At 69.5% G+C, this 18,619-nt stretch carries 17 protein-coding genes and 1 pseudogene; 9 read left to right on the top strand and 9 right to left on the bottom strand.

The genetic code is table 11. The features are described 5' to 3' along the window. Positions 1-68 precede the first annotated feature (68 nt). From lipA to OG295_RS24595, 3 genes are all read left to right on the top strand, one after another. Positions 69-1,016, top strand: a complete 948-nt coding sequence (gene lipA, locus OG295_RS24585) for a lipoyl synthase (RefSeq protein ID WP_030233070.1) — start codon at positions 69-71, stop codon at positions 1,014-1,016. A 243-nt stretch (positions 1,017-1,259) separates the two neighbouring features. Beyond that, on the top strand, positions 1,260-1,457 hold the full coding sequence (locus OG295_RS24590) for a hypothetical protein (RefSeq protein WP_030233071.1): 198 nt from the start codon (positions 1,260-1,262) through the stop codon (positions 1,455-1,457). A 10-nt stretch (positions 1,458-1,467) separates the two neighbouring features. Continuing rightward, positions 1,468-2,166, top strand: coding sequence for a DUF4191 domain-containing protein (locus tag OG295_RS24595; protein WP_371678837.1), 699 nt, complete (start codon positions 1,468-1,470; stop codon positions 2,164-2,166). 172 nt (positions 2,167-2,338) lie between these two features. Here the strand turns inward: OG295_RS24595 and OG295_RS24600 are convergent, their stop codons facing one another. Continuing rightward, entirely contained in the window at positions 2,339-2,806 is a 468-nt protein-coding gene (locus OG295_RS24600) for an RDD family protein (RefSeq protein ID WP_371678838.1), read from the bottom strand. Positions 2,807-2,993: 187 nt separating this feature from the next. Between OG295_RS24600 and glnA the strand changes: the two genes are divergently transcribed. Next, positions 2,994-4,403: a type I glutamate--ammonia ligase gene (gene glnA, locus OG295_RS24605; protein ID WP_371678839.1), complete on the top strand. Its 1,410-nt coding sequence runs from the start codon at positions 2,994-2,996 to the stop codon at positions 4,401-4,403. Positions 4,404-4,580: 177 nt separating this feature from the next. Further along, on the top strand, positions 4,581-4,862 hold the full coding sequence (locus tag OG295_RS24610) for a hypothetical protein (RefSeq protein WP_371678840.1): 282 nt from the start codon (positions 4,581-4,583) through the stop codon (positions 4,860-4,862). A 41-nt stretch (positions 4,863-4,903) separates the two neighbouring features. On the opposite strand, the gene OG295_RS24615 is transcribed toward OG295_RS24610, so the two are convergent. Next, positions 4,904-5,557, bottom strand: a complete 654-nt coding sequence (locus OG295_RS24615) for a TetR family transcriptional regulator (protein ID WP_371678841.1) — start codon at positions 5,555-5,557, stop codon at positions 4,904-4,906. Between the two features lie 85 nt (positions 5,558-5,642). Between OG295_RS24615 and OG295_RS24620 the strand changes: the two genes are divergently transcribed. Beyond that, positions 5,643-6,413 (top strand): SDR family NAD(P)-dependent oxidoreductase, encoded by a 771-nt coding sequence (locus OG295_RS24620; protein ID WP_371678842.1) that lies wholly within the window; start codon positions 5,643-5,645, stop codon positions 6,411-6,413. 37 nt (positions 6,414-6,450) lie between these two features. On the opposite strand, the gene OG295_RS24625 is transcribed toward OG295_RS24620, so the two are convergent. Beyond that, complete coding sequence (locus OG295_RS24625; RefSeq protein ID WP_371678843.1) at positions 6,451-6,969, bottom strand: DUF4240 domain-containing protein; 519 nt, start codon at positions 6,967-6,969, stop codon at positions 6,451-6,453. An 884-nt stretch (positions 6,970-7,853) separates the two neighbouring features. On the opposite strand from OG295_RS24625, the gene OG295_RS24630 reads away from it, so the two are divergent. Further along, positions 7,854-8,060: a hypothetical protein gene (locus OG295_RS24630; protein WP_371678844.1), complete on the top strand. Its 207-nt coding sequence runs from the start codon at positions 7,854-7,856 to the stop codon at positions 8,058-8,060. Positions 8,061-8,098: 38 nt separating this feature from the next. On the opposite strand, the gene OG295_RS24635 is transcribed toward OG295_RS24630, so the two are convergent. Beyond that, the gene (locus OG295_RS24635) at positions 8,099-8,698 is read right to left on the bottom strand and encodes a hypothetical protein (protein ID WP_371681292.1); all 600 of its coding nucleotides are present in this window, start codon (positions 8,696-8,698) and stop codon (positions 8,099-8,101) included. Positions 8,699-8,767: 69 nt separating this feature from the next. Here OG295_RS24635 and OG295_RS24640 point away from each other — a divergent pair, with 69 nt between their 5' ends. Together OG295_RS24640 and OG295_RS24645 are read left to right on the top strand one after the other, a co-directional pair. Then, positions 8,768-8,965 (top strand): hypothetical protein, encoded by a 198-nt coding sequence (locus OG295_RS24640; RefSeq protein WP_371678845.1) that lies wholly within the window; start codon positions 8,768-8,770, stop codon positions 8,963-8,965. Positions 8,966-8,978: 13 nt separating this feature from the next. Continuing rightward, positions 8,979-9,398 (top strand): annotated as a pseudogene (locus tag OG295_RS24645) (cellulose-binding protein); the annotation flags it as partial. Between the two features lie 55 nt (positions 9,399-9,453). On the opposite strand, the gene aceE reads toward OG295_RS24645, so the two are convergent. The 5 genes from aceE to OG295_RS24670 form a co-directional block, all read right to left on the bottom strand. Then, positions 9,454-12,138 (bottom strand): pyruvate dehydrogenase (acetyl-transferring), homodimeric type, encoded by a 2,685-nt coding sequence (gene aceE / locus OG295_RS24650; protein WP_371678846.1) that lies wholly within the window; start codon positions 12,136-12,138, stop codon positions 9,454-9,456. Positions 12,139-12,477: 339 nt separating this feature from the next. After that, positions 12,478-13,101, bottom strand: coding sequence for a GntR family transcriptional regulator (locus tag OG295_RS24655; protein WP_030233098.1), 624 nt, complete (start codon positions 13,099-13,101; stop codon positions 12,478-12,480). A 186-nt stretch (positions 13,102-13,287) separates the two neighbouring features. Further along, positions 13,288-15,066: a 2-oxoglutarate dehydrogenase, E2 component, dihydrolipoamide succinyltransferase gene (gene sucB / locus OG295_RS24660; protein WP_371678847.1), complete on the bottom strand. Its 1,779-nt coding sequence runs from the start codon at positions 15,064-15,066 to the stop codon at positions 13,288-13,290. 57 nt (positions 15,067-15,123) lie between these two features. Beyond that, entirely contained in the window at positions 15,124-16,512 is a 1,389-nt protein-coding gene (gene lpdA, locus OG295_RS24665; protein ID WP_266838656.1) for a dihydrolipoyl dehydrogenase, read from the bottom strand. A gap of 310 nt (positions 16,513-16,822) precedes the next feature. Beyond that, positions 16,823-18,352: a leucyl aminopeptidase gene (locus tag OG295_RS24670; RefSeq protein ID WP_371678848.1), complete on the bottom strand. Its 1,530-nt coding sequence runs from the start codon at positions 18,350-18,352 to the stop codon at positions 16,823-16,825. Positions 18,353-18,619: the final 267 nt, after the last annotated feature.

The raw sequence follows: 18,619 nt of genomic DNA on the forward strand, positions 1-18,619 counted from the left end.
TAAGAGCGTACGAAATTACGGGCGTACCCTGGTGGGCGCCGAAGAATCGAAGTCACAGGGAGCCGGTCGTGTCCGCAGTCGCACCCGACGGACGCAAGATGCTGCGCCTGGAGGTCCGTAACAGCCAGACCCCCATCGAGCGCAAGCCCGAGTGGATCAAGACCCGGGCGAAGATGGGTCCCGAGTACACGAAGATGCAGGCCCTGGTGAAGGGCGAAGGACTGCACACGGTGTGCCAGGAAGCCGGCTGTCCGAACATCTACGAATGCTGGGAGGACCGCGAGGCCACCTTCCTCATCGGTGGCGACCAGTGCACCCGGCGCTGTGACTTCTGCCAGATCGACACGGGCAAGCCCGAGGCCCTCGACCGCGACGAGCCGCGCCGCGTCGGCGAGTCCGTCGTCACGATGGACCTGAACTACGCCACCATCACCGGCGTCGCCCGCGACGACCTGGCGGACGGCGGTGCCTGGCTCTACGCGGAGACCGTGCGCCAGATCCACCAGCAGACGGCGGGCCGCGAGGGCGGCCACACCAAGGTCGAGCTGCTGGCCCCCGACTTCAACGCGGTCCCGGAGCTGCTGGAGGAGGTCTTCGCCTCCCGCCCCGAGGTCTTCGCGCACAACGTCGAGACCGTGCCGCGCATCTTCAAGCGCATCCGTCCGGGCTTCCGCTACGAGCGCTCGCTCGACGTGATCCGGCAGGCCCGCGCCTACGGCCTGGTCACCAAGTCCAACCTGATCCTGGGCATGGGCGAGGAGCGCGAGGAGGTCTCGGAGGCGCTGAAGGAGCTCCACGAGGCCGGCTGTGAGCTCATCACCATCACCCAGTACCTGCGCCCCTCGCCGCGGCACCACCCCGTGGAGCGCTGGGTGAAGCCGGCCGAGTTCGTCGAGCTGGCGAAGGAGGCCGAGGAGATCGGCTTCTCCGGCGTGATGTCCGGCCCGCTGGTCCGTTCCTCCTACCGGGCGGGCCGTCTGTACGGCCAGGCGATGGAGAAGCGCGCGGCGGTCTGAAAACTGACCGCGTGTGCGTGTGAGGTCACGCACAATGACTTACCAACGGGTAACACCGCAGTGGCGCGGCCCCTAGGCTCTTTTCGGAGGAGCCCGGCGGGCCGCGTCCGCGTTTGCAACGTGTCAATCACATTTGACCGACCGGCCACGCCCTGGTAACACCAGTCAGTGACGCTGGATCCACGCACCGCACACACCGCACGCCACCCCATCGACGTGAGCACCGAGAGAGGGTCCGACATCATGCAGGCCGCGCCAGTACGCGCCATTGCCATCCCTTCCTTCACCGAGGCCTTCCGTGGCATCGAGTCGCTGCTCATGAGCGGTGCCCGCCGGAACGCCTGGACGGCCGTCCTGGAGGACCGCCGAAGGGCCAAGGACAGGGTCGAAACCGAACACGTACTTGAGGCCGCGGCGACCCGGACCCCGCAGGCCACGTAAACTTCGCTCTATGGCGAGGAAGTCAAACGCAGAGACTGCTGCGAACCCCGGGCGACTGAAGCAGATCGCCCTGACGTACAAGATGACGCGCAAGGCCGACCCGAAGGTCGGTCTGATCGTCGCGGGCGTGGGAATCGTCACCTTCGGTGTCTTCCTTGCGATCGGCTTCCTGATCGGCCACCCGGTCTACCTGGGCATCCTGGGCTTCCTGGTGGCGTTCCTGGCGATGGCGATCATCTTCGGGCGACGGGCCGAGAGCGCTGCCTTCGGGCAGATGGAGGGCCAGCCGGGCGCCGCCGCGGCCGTACTGGACAACGTGGGACGGGGCTGGTCGACCACCCCGGCCGTCGCGATGAACCGCAACCAGGACATCGTCCACCGGGCGGTCGGCAAGGCGGGCGTGGTCCTGATCGCGGAGGGCAACCCGAACCGGGTGAAGACCCTGCTCGCGGCCGAGAAGAAGAAGCTGGCCCGGATCATGCCCGACATCCCGGTCCACGACTTCATCGTCGGCACCGGCGAGGGCGAGGTGCCGCTCAAGAAGGTCCGCACGACGCTGCTGAAGCTGCCGCGCGTCCTGACCGGCCCGCAGATCACCCAGGTCAACGACAAGCTCCGGGCCATGGGCGACCTCATGAGCAACATGCCCGTGCCGAAGGGTCCGATGCCCAAGGGCATGCGGATGCCGCGCGGCGGAAAGATGCGCTGACCCGCTCTTCGTATACATCACACAGGGCGCCCCCGAGCCGTCAGGCCGGGGGCGCCCTGTGTCGTGTCCTCGTGTCGTGCGGTGCGTCGTGCCGTCGTGCCGTGCGGGCCGGTGCGTCGTGCCGTTCCGCGTCGGGTCCGGACCCTCGGGCCCGGACCGTCGGATCGGGCCGTCAGATCCGTACCTGGACCGCGCCGGCCAGCCGGTCGTGGAGTCCGCGTCCGTCCCGGTCCCAGACCAGCGCCGGGATGACGAGGGCCAGGAGTAGGGTGCGGGCCACCACGCGGAGGAGACCGAGGCGGCCGCCGTCCTGTCCGACGACCCGGAGGCCGAGGATCCGCTTCCCGGGGGTGAATCCCACGGTGCCCACGGTCAGGATCGACAGGGCCACGAAGAGCCCCAGTGTCCAGTTGCCCGTGGTCTGCAGGTTCCCGTGCGTGATCAGTCCGTATGCGATGAGCTGGCAGGGGAGCCAGTCGATCAAGACGGCGCCGAGCCGGCGTCCGAAGCGGGCCACGGAGCCGGGCCCGGACCGGGGCAGGCCCAGCCGCTCGCCCGGATGGCCGAAGTCGACGCCCATCTCCTCGGCGGTCGCGCGGGGGCCGGAGAGCCAGGATCCGATTGCTTGCCTGTTGTCCACTCCACCACGGTACCGGTGGCGTTCGACGGGCCCTGGACGGGACCCTGGTTAACTTGTGCGAAACAAATGGGTCATGCTTGGGAAATCCCGTCTGCTTATGGTCGGGTCAGCGTGCGGCACCGCACTGACGCACCACGAGCTATAAAAGCCCGTCCCTGCCCCGGGGACCGGGAGTAGGAGGAGTTGGATGTTCAAGAACGCCGACGAAGTGAAGCAGTACATCGAGGAGAACGACGTCAAGTTCGTTGACGTCCGCTTCTGCGACCTGCCCGGTGTGATGCAGCACTTCACCATCCCGGCGCGAGCGTTCGACCCGGCGGAGGAGCTCGCCTTCGACGGTTCCTCGATCCGCGGCTTCCAGGCGATCCACGAGTCCGACATGGCTCTGCGGGCCGACATCACCACCGCGCGCCTGGACCCGTTCCGCAAGGACAAGACGCTCAACATCAACTTCTTCATCCACGACCCGATCACGGGTGAGGCGTACAGCCGCGACCCGCGCAACATCGCCAAGAAGGCCGAGGCCTACCTCGCCTCCACCGGCATCGCCGACACCGCGTTCTTCGGCCCCGAGGCCGAGTTCTACGTGTTCGACAGCGTGCGCTTCGCGACCTCGGCCAACGAGGGCTTCTACCACATCGACTCCGAGGCCGGTGCCTGGAACACGGGCTCCGAGGAGAACAACCGTGGTTACAAGGTCCGCTACAAGGGTGGTTACTTCCCCGTAGCCCCGGTCGACCACTTCGCCGACCTGCGCGCCGAGATCTCCCTCGAACTGGACGCACAGGGCCTCCAGGTCGAGCGCCAGCACCACGAGGTCGGCACCGGTGGCCAGGCCGAGATCAACTACAAGTTCAACACGCTGCTCGCCGCGGCCGACGACCTGATGCTCTTCAAGTACATCGTGAAGAACGTCGCCTGGCGCAACGGCAAGACCGCGACCTTCATGCCGAAGCCGATCTTCGGTGACAACGGCTCGGGCATGCACGTGCACCAGTCCCTGTGGGCCAACGGCGACCCGCTGTTCTACGACGAGGCCGGCTACGCGGGCCTGTCGGACACCGCCCGCTACTACATCGGCGGCATCCTCAAGCACGCCCCGTCGCTGCTGGCGTTCACCAACCCGACGGTGAACTCGTACCACCGCCTGGTGCCGGGCTTCGAGGCGCCGGTCAACATGGTGTACTCGCAGCGCAACCGCTCCGCCGCCATGCGCATCCCGATCACGGGCTCGAACCCGAAGGCCAAGCGCGTCGAGTTCCGCGCCCCGGACCCGTCGTCCAACCCGTACCTCGCCTTCTCGGCGCTGCTGCTCGCGGGCCTCGACGGCATCAAGAACAAGATCGAGCCGATGGAGCCGATCGACAAGGACCTCTACGAGCTCTCGCCCGACGAGCACGCGAGCGTCCCGCAGGTCCCGACCAGCCTTGAGGACGTCCTCAAGGCCCTGGAGGAGGACCACGAGTACCTCCTGGCCGGCGGTGTCTTCACCCCCGACCTGATCGAGACCTGGATCGACTACAAGCGCACGCACGAGATCGCCCCGATCGCGCTGCGCCCGCACCCGCACGAGTTCGAGCTCTACTTCGACCTCTAGGCCGGGACACCGCCGGGATCTTTTCGAAACCCGGGATCGTGCCTGATGGAAGGCCCCCCGCCGCTCTCCCGGAGAGCGGCGGGGGGCCTTCTGCTTTTGACAGCCCGAGCGGCCGGGGCGACGGTGGAACGGTACCTAAAAGCCCGATAAGCGAGACATGTTCGGAGGTGCATGGAAATGCGCCGTAGGATCATCGGAGTCGTCGTCGCCGGGGCCGCGGGTCTCACCCTCGGTCTGCTGCCGCTCACCAGCGCGTCCGCCCACGACCACAGTGGTGGCTGGGACTCGCGCGGGAACCACGCCCGCTGGAACCACAACGACTGGAACCGCAACGACTGGGGCAACGGCAACTGGAACGACGACGACTGCGGCGGGAACGGTCACTGGAACGACAGCGACTGGGGCAGCTGGAACGACTCCGGCTGGAACCACGACGGTGACTGGGGAGGCTGGCGCTGACCTGCTGCCGGATCTGCCTCGATGCCCCTGCCCCGCCCACCTCAGCGGAGCAGGGGCATCGCGCCGGTCAGCTCCGTCAGGCAGCGCACCGCCAGGTCGGAGGGGGAGCCGGGCCCCGACACGGGGGCGTCCGAGGTGGACCAGACCTCCAGGGCGACCCGGATCGCGTCCGTCGAGGCCGCGGCGAGCAGGCGTACCGACATCGCGTCCGCCCCCGGTCCGGCCAGCCGGGCCACCACCGGGACCAGGCGCTCCTCCGACTCCTGGTTCACGCGGTACCAGACGGCCCGCAGGGCCTCGTCGGTGGCCGCGGCCCGCAGCAGGCCGCGGGTGACCTCCAGGCCCTCCTCCACCGCCTGTGAGTCGCTCAGCGCACGGCGAACCGCGCGCTCCAGGGCCTGCGCGAGGGGGGTGCCGGGGTCCTCCTCGGCGAGCAGTGCGCGCCAGGCGTCGCCGCCGCCCGCGAGCAGCGGGGCCACGGCCTCCTGCTTGTTGCGGAAGTAGCGGTAGAACGTGCGCAGCGCCACGCCGGCGCGGTGGGCGATGTCCTCGGCGGTGGTGCCGTCGGGACCGTGTTCCGCGAAGAGCTCGCATGCGGCGCGGGCGATGTCGAGCTGGGTGGCGGCCTTGCGGCGCTCGGTCAGCGACGGGGTTCCGGGGCCGCTCTGGGGGGAGTACGGACGGGGAGATCTCACGGGTGAAGCGTACCGTCCGGCATGTCCGCGAATGCATTTCATGCCAGAGTGGCAAAACATGCCATCTGCTCGGTACGCTCACCCCATGAACCGTTACGAAGGACGACGCGTCCTCATCACCGGCGGCGGCTCCGGCATCGGCCAGGCCACCGTCCACCGCATTCTCGCCGAGGGCGGCCGCGTCCACGCCGTGGACGTCAGCGAAGCCGGTCTCAAGGCCACCGCCGAGCAGGCCGCCGCCGACGGTCACGCCGACCGGCTGACCACCGCGATCCTGGACATATCCGACGAGGTCGCCGTCCGGGCCGGCGTGGCCGCCGCCGTGGGCGCCATGACCGGCATCGACGTCCTGGTCAACGCGGCGGGCATCCTGCGCTCCTCGCACACCCACCAGACGACGCTCGACTTCTGGAACAAGATCATCGCCGTCAACCTGACCGGCACCTTCCTGATGATCCGGGAGTCGCTCCCCGCGCTGCTCGCGGGCGACCAGCCCGTCGTCGTGAACTTCAGCTCCACCTCGGCGACCTTCGCCCACCCCTACATGTCCGCCTACGCGGCCAGCAAGGGCGGCATCCAGTCCATGACCCACGCGCTGGCCGCCGAGTACAGCAAGCAGGGCCTGCGCTTCGTCTCCGTGGCCCCCGGCTCCATCGAGTCCGGCATGACCACCGGCACCGGACCGGGCCTGCCCGAGGACACCGACTGGAGCCTGTTCACCAAGCTCGCCCCCGCCCTCGGCCAGGGCTTCGCCGGCCCGCAGGCCGTCGCCGGCGTCGTCGCCATGCTCGGATCCGAGGACGGCTGCTTCATCACCGGCACCGAGATCCGCATCGACGGCGGCACGCACTACTAGGCCGCCTCTTCCGGATCTTGCCTGGGCCTGGGCGCCCTCAGGCCCTGAAGCGGTCCCACAGCCGGGGGAAGCGCTCCGCCAGCACGGCTTCGTCCTCGAAGTCCAGCGGAGCGCCCTCCGGCTCCGCCGCCTGCAGCGCGATCCCCAGGTCCGGCGCCACCGCGCCCGTCAGCTGCTCGTACGCCTCGTCGGCCGCGTACCCCAGCTCCTCGCCGTCCCCGTCGATGTCCTCGTCGAACTCGGCCAGCAGCTCCGCCAGCTGGTCCGGCTCGTGGACCGCCCCCTCGAAGACCTCCCGGCCCTGCCCGATCAGCCAGCACCGGAAGTAGTCGAACGCGTCGTCGCTCGCTCCGTCGAGCAGCACCCACGCAGCGCCCCACAGGTCCCAGGTGTACGCCCGGTTGTAGCGGGACTCGAAGTGCCGCGCGAAGTCCAGCACGGAGTCGGGGTCGAGCTGCGCGAGCCGTTCCACGAGCAGCTCGGCATGCTCCTCGGGGTCGCCCTCGGCGGCCTCGCGGGTACGGTCGACGATCTCCCAGAACTCCGTCTCGTCCATCACCGCTCCAGCATCACGGGTCCACCCCCGCGCCGCCACCGCTCATACGGCCAAAGGCCGGTGTCCGATCCCCCGCCCGGCCCATACCCGAACCCGACGGGTGCGGGACGGGGAGGGGTGAGCTGTTCCGCGGGGCCGTCCCCGTGCCCTGGTACGACGTCGCCCACTGGGGCGGCCATCTCTGTTGACCGGACTACCGGACGACACTCCGAGGCATTGGATGAGTCGGGCAAGGTCTGACCGATAGATCTCAGGCAGCAAATAGGAGGAGAGCTGCGTGAGGTCGTTCGATGAGGCGGAACGGGATCTCGGTTCGATCCGTCTGCCGAGGTGGGGCAAGGTCGTGCCGTCGGAGGGCGTGGTGCCCTGGCTCGTGGTCGACCCGGAGGGTATGCCGGTAGAGCCCGTTCGGCGGTACCTTCGGGACTTTGTCGCCCGGAACCGGCCCGGATCTGTACGCAGTTACGCGTACGCGTAACTGCGGTGGTGGCGGTGGCTGCGCGTTGTTCAGGTCGAGTGGGACAGGGCAACGTCGGCGGAGGTGCGGGATCTGGTGCTCTGGCTGAAGCAGACGACCAAGCCGCGCAACTCGCCACGTACAAAGTCAGCGTCCACCGCAGGGACGGTCAACCCGATCACCCGCAAGTGGAACCCCGGAGATCAGTACCAGCCTCGGACGCTTCCTCGACCAGCGGCGAGCGACGCGGCCTGCAGAGGAGTACCGCGAACCCACGACCGACGAATGGCGCGAGTTCCAGGAACACTTTCACACCCGCAAACTGGAACTCGGCGACTGCGCGCGGCCCTATCGAACCCCGTGCCAGCATGACCACTCGTGTCTGCGCTGCCCGATGCTGCGGGTTTCCCCCAGGCAGCGGCCCCGGTTGATCGAGATCATCCGCAATCTCGCCGAGCGCATCGCAGAAGCGCGGGCGAATGGCTGGCTCGGCGAAGTCCAAGGACTCCAAGTCAGCCTCACCAAGGCCAAGGAGAAGCTTGTCACCCTCGACCGCAGTCTGGAACGCGGCCGCAGCACCGGCCACAGCGGTCCCACCGACCTCGGCATGCCCGTCATCACCAGACCGCGATGATGGGTTTGCCCAAGCGCGCGCCCGCTGGCTCGGAGGAGTTATGCGAGGAAGTTCTGCCAGAATGCGACGGTCGCTCTCGGGTTGCAATCGTTAGGGGTGTGTGCGCTGAAATCGTCGAATTCGTGGTTGATGTAGTCGGCCAGGTCAGCACCGTAGTAGACGATGTCGGTTCCCCAGATCGACAGGACTGGGTGGCCGTGGGACCCCTGGCCGGCGGGCAGGAATCGATGCGCGTATACGGGAACGAGCTTTGGCACCCGGTCCAGTAGCGTCTTGGCCTCGCGGACCGCGTCGTCGGCACCTGCTGGCCGCTGTCCCCATCCTGAGTGCCAGTAGCCATGCTGGACCGCCACGACGATGCCTTCGACCGGCCAGTCAAGATGCTCCCGCAGTTTCGCAGGATCGCCATGACGCCAGTCAGGCCATGGATTCTCCCAGGTGGCCCCTTCCTCGGGCGGCTGGCTCACCGGCAACCCGGCTGCCAGGAAGGCGCGGTGGTCATCGGCAAACTCGAATCCGTACTCTTCTTCGATGCGCTGCAACTCGGCGTCGCTCAAGCCGGGCTCTATCTCACAGCAGTCGGCGGCGGCCAGCAGATGCGCGGCCTCTGCCCCCAGCTTCATTCCCTCAGGCGTCATCACACTTCGAACAGTAGCTTCCCGAGTCCCTTCAGGTCAGGCGGGCATTGGGGTCTGTGACCTGGCATGATGCCGACCCGGTGTGGCTCTACGCCGCAGGCAAGAGGACGCTCTGGCCCCGGCCCCGCCACTGCCCGTAGTCCGGATAAGATCGCCACCGCCCTGGCCGCCGCGCACGTGCGCGGCATCGTCCACCGGGACGTCAAACCGGGGAACGCGATGCTCACCTCCGCCGGCGTGATCAAGGTCCTGGACTTCGGCTGGTGATGCACCTCCTGGCCGCCTACCGGCAGCCCCCGTCGCAGCCGCCGGCCGCACCGGGAGCCGTGGACGGCGCGGCGGAGGTGGCCGGATACGCGCCGAGGCCGAACGGGACATCAGGGAGCTGCGGGAGCGGGTCACACGGGACGTGACGGCTGTCCGCGAGAGTGCCGAGAAGCTGCGCGCGGACGCCGAGCGCCGTGCCCGCCAGTTGATGGAGAACACGAAGCGCCAGGCCGAGGACATCGTCGCCGACGCCAACGCCGATCGGGTCCGCACCGAGTCCGAGCGCGAGCTGGCCGCGCTCACCAAGCGCCGTGACTCCATCAGCGCCCAGCTGGCCGGCGTCCGGGAGATGCTGGCCCAGCTGACCGGCGCGGCGGGCACGGCCGCCTGGATGCAGGGGGAGGACCGGCCCCCGCCCCAGCAGACGCGCTGAGGCGGCCCGCCCCCGGAGGGACGGACCGCCTCACGGTCGGATCGGTGCGTACGGCCTACAGGCCGTAGCGCTCCCGGGCCTCCTTGATGGCGGACGCCGGGACCTCGCCGCGACGGGCGAGCTGGGCCAGCGCGGCCACCACGATCGACTGGGCGTCGACACCGAAGTGGCGGCGGGCGCCCTCACGGGTGTCGGACAGACCGAAGCCGTCCGTACCGAGCGAGGTGTAGTCCTGCTCCACCCACTGGCTGATCTGGTCCGGGACCTGACGCATCCAGTCGGAGACGGCGAGCACCGGGCTGGTGACACCCTCCAGCGCGCGGGTGACGAACGGGGTGCGGACCTCGCCGCGCAGCAGCGCCTCGTCGCACTCCAGCGCGTCGCGCCGCAGCTCGCCCCAGGAGGTGGCGGACCAGACGTCGGCGGCCACGTTCCAGTCGGCGGCCAGGAGCTTCTGGGCCTCCAGGATCCAGTGGATCGCCGTACCCGAGGCCATCAGCTGGATCTTCGGGGCGTCGGCGGCCGGGGCCGCCTCCGCCAGGTCCGCCGCCGTGTTGAAGCGGTACAGGCCCTTGAGGATGCCTTCCTCGACGCCCTCGGGCATCGCCGGCTGCACCTTCGGCTCGTTGTAGACCGTGAGGTAGTAGAAGACGTCCTCGGGCTGCTCGCCGTACATCCGGCGCAGACCGTCCTTGACGATCACCGCGATCTCGTACGCGAAGGCCGGGTCGTAGTTGAGCGACGCCGGGTTCGTGGACGCGATCAGGTGCGAGTGGCCGTCCGCGTGCTGCAGGCCCTCACCGGTCAGCGTGGTGCGACCGGCGGTGGCGCCGACGATGAAGCCCTTGCCGAGCTGGTCGGCGAGCTGCCACATCTGGTCGGCGGTGCGCTGCCAGCCGAACATCGAGTAGAAGATGTAGAACGGGATCATCGGCTCGCCGTGCGTCGCGTACGACGTGCAGGCGGCGATGAAGTCGGCCATGGCGCCGGCCTCGGTGATCCCCTCGTTGAGGATCTGGCCGTCCTTGGCTTCCTTGTAGTACATCAGCTGGTCGCGGTCGACCGGCTCGTACGTCTGGCCCAGCGGCGAGTAGATGCCGGCGGACGGGAAGAGGGACTCCATACCGAAGGTACGGGCCTCGTCGGGGACGATCGGCACCCAGCGCTTGCCGGTCTCCTTGTCCCGCATCAGGTCCTTGACGAGGCGGACGAAGGCCATGGTGGTGGCCATCTCCTGCTTGCCGGAGCCCTTGAGCAGCGGGGCGAAGGAGCGGTCGGCCGGGGCGGGCAGGGCCACGTGGTGGACCTTGCGGGCCGGGGCGGGGCCGCCGAGGGCCGCGCGGCGCTCGTTGAGGTACCGCACCTCGGGGCTGTCCGCGCCCGGGTGGCCGTACGGGACCTTGCCGTCGGCGAAGGCGCTGTCCGGGATCGGGAGGCCAAGGAGGTCGCGCATGTCCTTGAACTCGTCGATCGTCAGCTTCTTCATCTGGTGGTTCGCGTTCTTCGACTCGAACCCGGCGCCCAGCGTGTAGCCCTTGACGGTCTGCGCGAGGATGACCGTCGGCGCACCCTTGTGCTCCAGGGCGGCCTTGTACGCGGCGTAGACCTTGCGGGGCTCGTGGCCGCCGCGGGAGCTGTGGAAGCACTCGGCGATCTTCGCGTCGGACAGCAGGCCGCCCAGGGCGACGAGCTCGGCGTTGGCGCCGAAGAAGTGCTGGCGGATGTAGGCCACGTCGCGGGTCGCGTACGTCTGGAACTGCGCGTCCGGTACCTCGCGCAGGCGGCGTACCAGGGCGCCCGTGGTGTCGAGCTGGAAGAGCTCGTCCCAGGCGGAGCCCCACAGGGACTTGATGACGTTCCAGCCGGCGCCGCGGAACTGGGCTTCCAGCTCCTGGACGACGCGGAAGTTCGCGCGGACCGGACCGTCGAGGCGCTGCAGGTTGCAGTTGATGACGAAGGTCAGGTTGTCGAGCCGCTCGCGGGAGGCGAGGGCCAGTGCGGCGGTCGACTCGGGCTCGTCCATCTCGCCGTCGCCCAGGAAGGCCCAGACGTGCGAGTTGGCGGTGTCCTTGATGCTCCGGTTCTGCAGGTAGCGGTTGAAGCGCGCCTGGTAGATCGCGGAGAGCGGGCCGAGGCCCATGGAGACCGTGGGGAACTCCCACAGCCACGGCAGGCGCCGCGGGTGCGGGTAGGACGGCAGGCCGTTGCCGCCGGACTCCTGGCGGAAGTTGTCGAGCTGCTGCTCGGAGATGCGCCCGTCGAGGAAGGCGCGGGCGTAGATGCCGGGGGAGGCGTGGCCCTGGATGTAGAGCTGGTCGCCCGATCCGTCGGCCTCCTTCCCGCGGAAGAAGTGCTGGAAGCCGGTCTCGTAGAGCCACGCGGCGGAGGCGAAGGTGGCGATGTGGCCGCCGACGCCGTACTTGGAGCCGCGGGTCACCATGGCGGCCGCGTTCCAGCGGTTCCAGGCGGTGATCCTGGCTTCCATCGCCTCGTCACCGGGGAACTCCGGCTCCGCGGCGGTGGGGATGGTGTTGACGTAGTCCGTCTCCAGCAGCTTCGGCAGGGCGAGGCCGGCGGCCTCGGCGTGCTGGAGGGTGCGGCGGAGCAGGTATTCGGCGCGGCGCGTACCGGCGGCCTGTGCGACGGCGTCGAGCGAGGCCGCCCATTCGGCGGTCTCCTCGGTGTCGCGGTCCGGGAGCTGGTCGAGCTCGCTCGGAAGCTTTCCTACGGGGTCGGACATCGGTGTGCGCCGCCTTCCGGACAAAGGAGAGGAGGTGGTGATCAAACACCCTGACGGGCAGGACAGGGTCGATGGACCCGGGTGGGGTCCGCGTCGACTGTAAAGCGCTGATCGATGATCGATCAAATAAAAGTGGCGAATAAATGTCACTACGCCAAAAGTCGGCACCGGGTGCCATGAATTCAGGCACCCGGTGCCCATGGGACGAGTACACGAGCGAGCCCTAGCGGTTCTCTGGCGATCTGCTAAAAGCCGCAGGTCAGAGGGTGTTCCCCAAGGTACGGAAACCGGGCGCCCCGGGGAGCCCGGGGCGGGCCGCGCACCCCTCGCGGAAAAGGCTCAGGCGCGCGGTGCGCAGCCCAGCACGTGCCGCTTCACGAGCAGTCCGATGTCCGGATCCTGACTGCGGAAGGCCGCCACGAGGGCCTCGTGCTCCTCCGCGTAGGACTTCTGGACCGTACCCAGCCAGCGGATGGACAGGGCCGTGAACACCTCGATGCCCAGGCTCTCCCAGGTGTGCAGCAGCACGCTGTTCCCGGCCGCCCGCACCATCTCGCGGTGGAAGCCCACGGTGTGCCGCACCTGCGCCGTGCCGTCCTCGCTGCGGTCCGCCTCCCACAGGGCGGCCACGTGCGGCTCCAGGGCCGTGCAGTCGGCCGCCAGCCGCGGGGCGGCCAGCTCGGCCGCGATCTGCTCCAGACCGGCCCGGACCGGGTAGATCTCCTCCAGGTCGGCCGCGGAGAGGTTCCGTACGCGGACGCCCTTGTTCGGCGCCGACTCGATCAGCCGCAGTGTCTCCAGCTCGCGCAGGGCCTCCCGCACGGGCGTCTGGCTGACCTCCAGCTCGACCGCGATCCGCCGCTCGACGATCCGCTCGCCGGGCTTCCAGCGGCCGCTGACGATCCCCTCCACGATGTGCTCGCGGATCTGCTCGCGCAGCGAGTGCACGACGGGTGGGGTGATCATCGGCGTTTCAACTCCTGTAGGGGCACGCGGGGCCTGATGCGTAGACAATACGGCGGTCGTGGCCTGCTGCGATGCGTTCCCGGTCAGGGACGCCGGGTGAGGCTCGTTACAACGACGGCGCCCCCGCCCGGACGGATCCGGACGGGGGCGCCGCCAGCGGCAGCCGGGGCTGCGCGCGGGGCCTTACAGGCCGAGCTCGACCTCGAACTCGCCGGCTTCGAGGATCGCCTTGACCGCCGAGAGGTACCGGGCCGCGTCCGCGCCGTCCACCAGGCGGTGGTCGTAGGACAGGGTCAGGTACGTCATGTCGCGGACGCCGATGACGGTGCCCTCGGGGGTCTCGATGACCATGGGGCGCTTGACCGTCGCGCCGATGCCCAGGATGGCGACCTGGTTCGGGGGCACGATGACGGTGTCGAACAGCGCACCGCGCGAGCCGGTGTTGCTGATGGTGAAGGTCGCGCCCGACAGCTCGTCCGGCGTGATCTTGTTGCCGCGGACCTTGGAGGCCAGGTCGGCGGTCGCCTTGGAGATGCCCGCCAGGTTGAGGTCACCGGCACCCTTGATGACCGGGGTCATCAGGCCCTTCTCGGAGTCCACGGCGATGCCGATGTTCTCCGAGTCGAAGTAGGTGATGGTGCCCTCGTCGTCGTTGATCCGGGCGTTGACGACCGCGTGGGCCTTCAGCGCCTGGGCGGCGGCCTTGACGAAGAACGGCATCGGGGACAGCTTGACGCCCTCACGGGCGAGGAAGCCGGCCTTGGCCTGCTCGCGCAGCTTCATGATCTTGGTGATGTCCACCTCGACCACGGAGCTGAGCTGCGCCTGCGAGTGCAGGGCCTTCATCATGTTGTCGCCGATGACCTTGCGCATGCGGGTCATCTTGACGGTCTGACCGCGCAGCTCGGACACCGCGGCGGCCGGAGCCTTCGCGGCCGGAGCGGCGGCCGGGGCCGGGGCGGCAGCGGCGGCCTTGGCGGCCTCGGCGGCGGCCAGGACGTCCTGCTTGCGGATGCGGCCACCGACACCGGTGCCCGAAACCGTGGACAGGTTGACGCCGGACTCCGAGGCGAGCTTGCGCACCAGCGGGGTCACGTACGCGCCCTCGTCACCGGCGGAGACCGGGGTGACGGGAGCGGCGGCGACGGGAGCCGGAGCGGCGACCGGGGCCGGAGCGGCGACCGGGGCCGGAGCGGCCACGGGGGCCGGAGCGGCGACCGGGGCGGCCGGGGCGACCGGAGCCGGGGCGGCGACCGGAGCGGGGGCGACCGGAGCCGGAGCGGCCGGGGCCGGGGCGGCAACCGGAGCCGGAGCGGCGGCGGCCGGGGCGGCGGCCGGAGCCGCACCCGCGACGCCGATGACGGCCAGACGGGCGCCGACCTCGGCGGTCTCGTCCTCGCCGACCAGGATTTCCAGCAGGGTGCCGGAGACCGGGGCGGGGATCTCGGTGTCGACCTTGTCGGTCGAGACCTCCAGCAGCGGCTCGTCGGCCTCGACCGACTCGCCGACGGCCTTCAGCCAGCGGGTGACGGTGCCCTCGGTGACGGACTCGCCCAGGGCGGGGAGCACGACATCGGTGCCGGACGCGGCCGGGGCGGCGGCGGGGGCGGGGGCCTCGGCCGGTGCGGGGGCGGCCGGGGCCTCGGCCACCGGGGCCGGAGCCGCCGGGGTCTCGGCCACGACCGTCTCGGCGGCCGGAGCGGCGGCCGGGGCCGGGGCGCCGGAGCCGTCGTCGATGACGGCGAGCTCGGCGCCGACCTCGACGGTCTCGTCCTCGGCGACCTTGATGGAGGCCAGGATGCCGGAGACGGGCGACGGGATCTCGGTGTCGACCTTGTCGGTCGAGACCTCGAGCAGCGGCTCGTCGGCCTCGACGCGCTCGCCCTCGGCCTTCAGCCAGCGGGTGACAGTGCCCTCGGTGACGCTCTCACCGAGCGCCGGAAGGGTTACGGAAACCGACATGGTTTCTGTTGCTCCTAACGAAAGTGCGGAAGTGGTCGTCGCGCCCGTGACTGTGGATTAGTCGTGTGCGTGAAGCGGCTTGCCGGCCAGGGCCAGGTGGGCCTCGCCGAGGGCCTCGTTCTGGGTCGGGTGCGCGTGGATGAGCTGCGCGACCTCGGCAGGCAGGGCCTCCCAGTTGTAGATCAGCTGGGCTTCGCCGACCTGCTCGCCCATGCGGTCACCGACCATGTGGACGCCGACCACGGCACCGTCCTTGACCTGGACGAGCTTGATCTCGCCCGCGGTCTTCAGGATCTTGCTCTTGCCGTTGCCCGCCAGGTTGTACTTCAGGGCCACGACCTTGTCCGCCCCGTAGATCTCCTTGGCCTTGGCCTCGGTGATGCCGACGGAGGCGACCTCGGGGTGGCAGTAGGTGACGCGCGGGACACCGTCGTAGTCGATCGGGACCGGCTTGAGGCCGGCCAGACGCTCCGCGACGAGGATGCCCTCGGCGAAGCCGACGTGCGCGAGCTGGAGGGTCGGGACGAGGTCACCGACGGCCGAGATGGTCGGCACGTTGGTCTGCATGTACTCGTCGACCAGGACGTAGCCGCGGTCCATCGCGACGCCCTGCTCCTCGTAGCCCAGGCCCTGCGAGACGGGGCCGCGGCCGATGGCCACCAGCAGCACCTCGGCCTCGAAGGTCTTGCCGTCCGCGAGGGTGACGCGCACACCGGTCTCGGTGTACTCGGCCTTCTCGAAGAAGGTGCCGAGGTTGAACTTGATGCCGCGCTTGCGGAAGGCGCGCTCGAGGATCTTCGAGCTGTTCTCGTCCTCGACCGGGACGAGGTGCTTGAGGCCCTCGATGACCGTGACGTCGGTGCCGAAGGACTTCCACGCCGAGGCGAACTCGACGCCGATGACGCCGCCGCCCAGGATGATCGCGGACTCGGGCACGCGGTCCAGGACCAGCGCGTGGTCCGAGGAGATGATCCGGTTGCCGTCGATGTCCAGGCCCGGCAGCGACTTCGGCACGGAGCCGGTCGCCAGCAGGACGTGGCGGGCCTGGATGCGCTGCCCGTTCACGTCGACGGACGTCGGGGAGGAGAGGCGTCCCTCACCCTCGATGTAGGTGACCTTGCGGGAGGCGACCAGCCCCTGCAGGCCCTTGTAGAGGCCGGAGATGACCTCGTCCTTGTACTTGTGCACACCGGCGATGTCGATGCCCTCGAAAGAGGTCTTGACACCGAACTGTCCGGCTTCGCGAGCCTGGTCCGCGACCTCGCCGGCGTGGAGCAGAGCCTTCGTGGGGATGCAGCCGTTGTGCAGGCAGGTGCCGCCGAGCTTGTTCTTCTCGATCAGCGCAACGTCGAGACCCAGCTGGGATGCGCGCAGAGCCGCGGCGTAACCGCCACTGCCACCGCCGAGGATCACTAGGTCGAAAACGGTGCTGGCGTCGTTCGCCACGTCACGTCCTCCATGCATGTGCGCCGAGCACCGGTCCTCTGTGACCGGGCGGCGGCTGGTAATCGGCCGCTTGTTTCTTCGGCCCTGTGGTGGGGGCCCTGTCCTGCCGAGAACCCATCTTCGCATTTGTCGGGGGAACGCGGGACGCCGGGCCCCGGGTGTGCACGGTCGTTCTGCCCGAAGTAGGGGTTACCGCGGCGTAGAAACCTACTGATCCTCAAGGTTTCTTCCAGAGCGAACGCGCCCCGGACCCGTGACCGGGTTCCGGGGCGCGTCGCGTCTCACAGGACGTGTCTCACGGGGTGGTGCGTCAGCCCAGGTCGCCCGTGGCGGTGCGCTCGGCCAGCCGGACCAGGGTGCGCACGGCCGAGCCGGTGCCGCCCTTGGGGGTGTAGCCGTACGGTGCGCCCTCGTGGAAGGCGGGACCGGCGATGTCGAGGTGGGCCCAGGTGATGCCCTCGCCGACGAACTCCTGGAGGAAGAGGCCGGCCACCAGACCGCCGCCCATGCGGACACCCATGTTGGCGATGTCGGCGGTGGGGGAGTCCATGGTCTTGCGCAGGTCCTCGGGGAGCGGCATCGGCCAGGAGGCCTCGCCGACCTCCTCCGCGATCTCGTGGATCGAGGTGCGGAAGGCGTCGTCGTTGGCCATGATCCCGAAGGTCCGGTCGCCCAGGGCCAGCACCATGGCGCCGGTCAGGGTGGCGACGTCGACGATCGCGTCCGGGTTCTCCTCGGAGGCCTTGGTCAGGGCGTCGCCCAGGACCAGACGGCCCTCGGCGTCCGTGTTGAGGACCTCGACGGTCTTGCCGCTGTACATGCGCAGGACGTCGCCGGGCTTGGTGGCGGAGCCGGACGGCATGTTCTCGGCGAGCGCGAGCCAGCCGGTCACGTTGACCTGGAGGCCCAGCTTGGCGGCGGCCACGACGGCGGCGAAGACGGCGGCGGCGCCGGCCATGTCGCACTTCATGGTCTCGTTGTGACCGGCCGGCTTCAGGGAGATGCCGCCCGAGTCGTAGGTGATGCCCTTGCCGACGAAGGCGAGGGTCTTCTCCGCCTTGGCGTGGGTGTAGGAGAGCTTCACCAGGCGCGGCGGGTTCTCGGAGCCCTTGCCGACGCCCATGATGCCGCCGAAGCCGCCCTTGACCAGGGCCTTCTCGTCCAGGATCTGGACCTTGATGCCGTTCTCCTTCGCGGTCGCGGACGCGACGGCGGCGAAGGCCTCGGGGGTGAGGTCGTTCGGCGGGGTGTTGATCAGGTCGCGGGCGATGTTGACCTCGGTGGCGACCACGGTGGCGCGCTCGGCCGCGGCCTTGTGCTCCTTGTCACGCGGCTTGGCGCCCAGCAGGGCGACCTCGGCCAGCGGCTGCTTGGGGCCGGAGCCCTTGCCGGCCTTCTTCTCGCCGCCCTGGTAGGCGGTGAAGGCGTACGCGCCCAGCAGCGCGCCCTCGGCCACGGCGGTGACGGCGGAGGCGTCGTCCAGGGGGAGGGCGAAGGCGGCCTTCTTCGCGCCGTGCAGGGCGCGGGCGGCGGCGCCGGCGGCGCGGCGCAGGGCCTCCTCGTCGAAGGACTCGTCCTGCTCGGGTGCGGCGCCCAGGCCGACCGCCAGCACGACCGGGACCTTGAGGCCGGCCGGCGCGGGCAGCTTGGTGGTCTCGCCTTCGCCGCCCGAGGCGCCGAGTGCGTCGAGCACGGTGGCGAGCTTTCCGTCGAACGCCTTGTCCACGGCCTCGGCGCCCGCGGCCACGACGAGCCCCTTGGGGCCCTTCGCCACGCCGACGACGAGGGCGTCGGCGCGCAGCGTCGCCGCGCCGGCAGTGCTGAGAGTCAGAGCAGTCACGGTGGTGAAGTCTCGCTTCCGTTTGTGTGTGTGGGCGCTGCGGACACGTCGGGATCTCCGGCCGCTCCGCAGCGATCGTATTCGGGCCCGGCGGCCGCCGGAAACGAGCCTACGCGCACGTACTCGCCCGTACGTCACTCGAAGGTTTGGCAAGTTGTTCGATCAAAGGGCCATCAGGTTCACCCATCTGTGGACTCTGCTCCAGGTTTGCTCTTTAGACCTGACGAGGTCCGAGAGACTCGACCCACTCTCGCAAGGGGACGCGGG

This window comes from Streptomyces sp. NBC_01276 (assembly GCF_041435355.1).
GTDB lineage: Bacteria > Actinomycetota > Actinomycetes > Streptomycetales > Streptomycetaceae > Streptomyces.

What these genes read in the sequence shown, in the direction of transcription:
- OG295_RS24590 (WP_030233071.1), top strand. Translation starts at nt 1,260, where the DNA reads ATGCAGGCCGCGCCAGTACGCGCCATTGCCATCCCTTCCTTCACCGAG.
- OG295_RS24595 (WP_371678837.1), top strand. Translation starts at nt 1,468, where the DNA reads ATGGCGAGGAAGTCAAACGCAGAGACTGCTGCGAACCCCGGGCGACTG.
- glnA (WP_371678839.1), top strand. Translation starts at nt 2,994, where the DNA reads ATGTTCAAGAACGCCGACGAAGTGAAGCAGTACATCGAGGAGAACGAC.
- OG295_RS24610 (WP_371678840.1), top strand. Translation starts at nt 4,581, where the DNA reads ATGCGCCGTAGGATCATCGGAGTCGTCGTCGCCGGGGCCGCGGGTCTC.
- OG295_RS24620 (WP_371678842.1), top strand. Translation starts at nt 5,643, where the DNA reads ATGAACCGTTACGAAGGACGACGCGTCCTCATCACCGGCGGCGGCTCC.
- OG295_RS24625 (WP_371678843.1), bottom strand. Translation starts at nt 6,969, where the DNA reads ATGGACGAGACGGAGTTCTGGGAGATCGTCGACCGTACCCGCGAGGCC.
- OG295_RS24635 (WP_371681292.1), bottom strand. Translation starts at nt 8,698, where the DNA reads ATGACGCCTGAGGGAATGAAGCTGGGGGCAGAGGCCGCGCATCTGCTG.
- OG295_RS24640 (WP_371678845.1), top strand. Translation starts at nt 8,768, where the DNA reads ATGCCGACCCGGTGTGGCTCTACGCCGCAGGCAAGAGGACGCTCTGGC.
- aceE (WP_371678846.1), bottom strand. Translation starts at nt 12,138, where the DNA reads ATGTCCGACCCCGTAGGAAAGCTTCCGAGCGAGCTCGACCAGCTCCCG.
- sucB (WP_371678847.1), bottom strand. Translation starts at nt 15,066, where the DNA reads ATGTCGGTTTCCGTAACCCTTCCGGCGCTCGGTGAGAGCGTCACCGAG.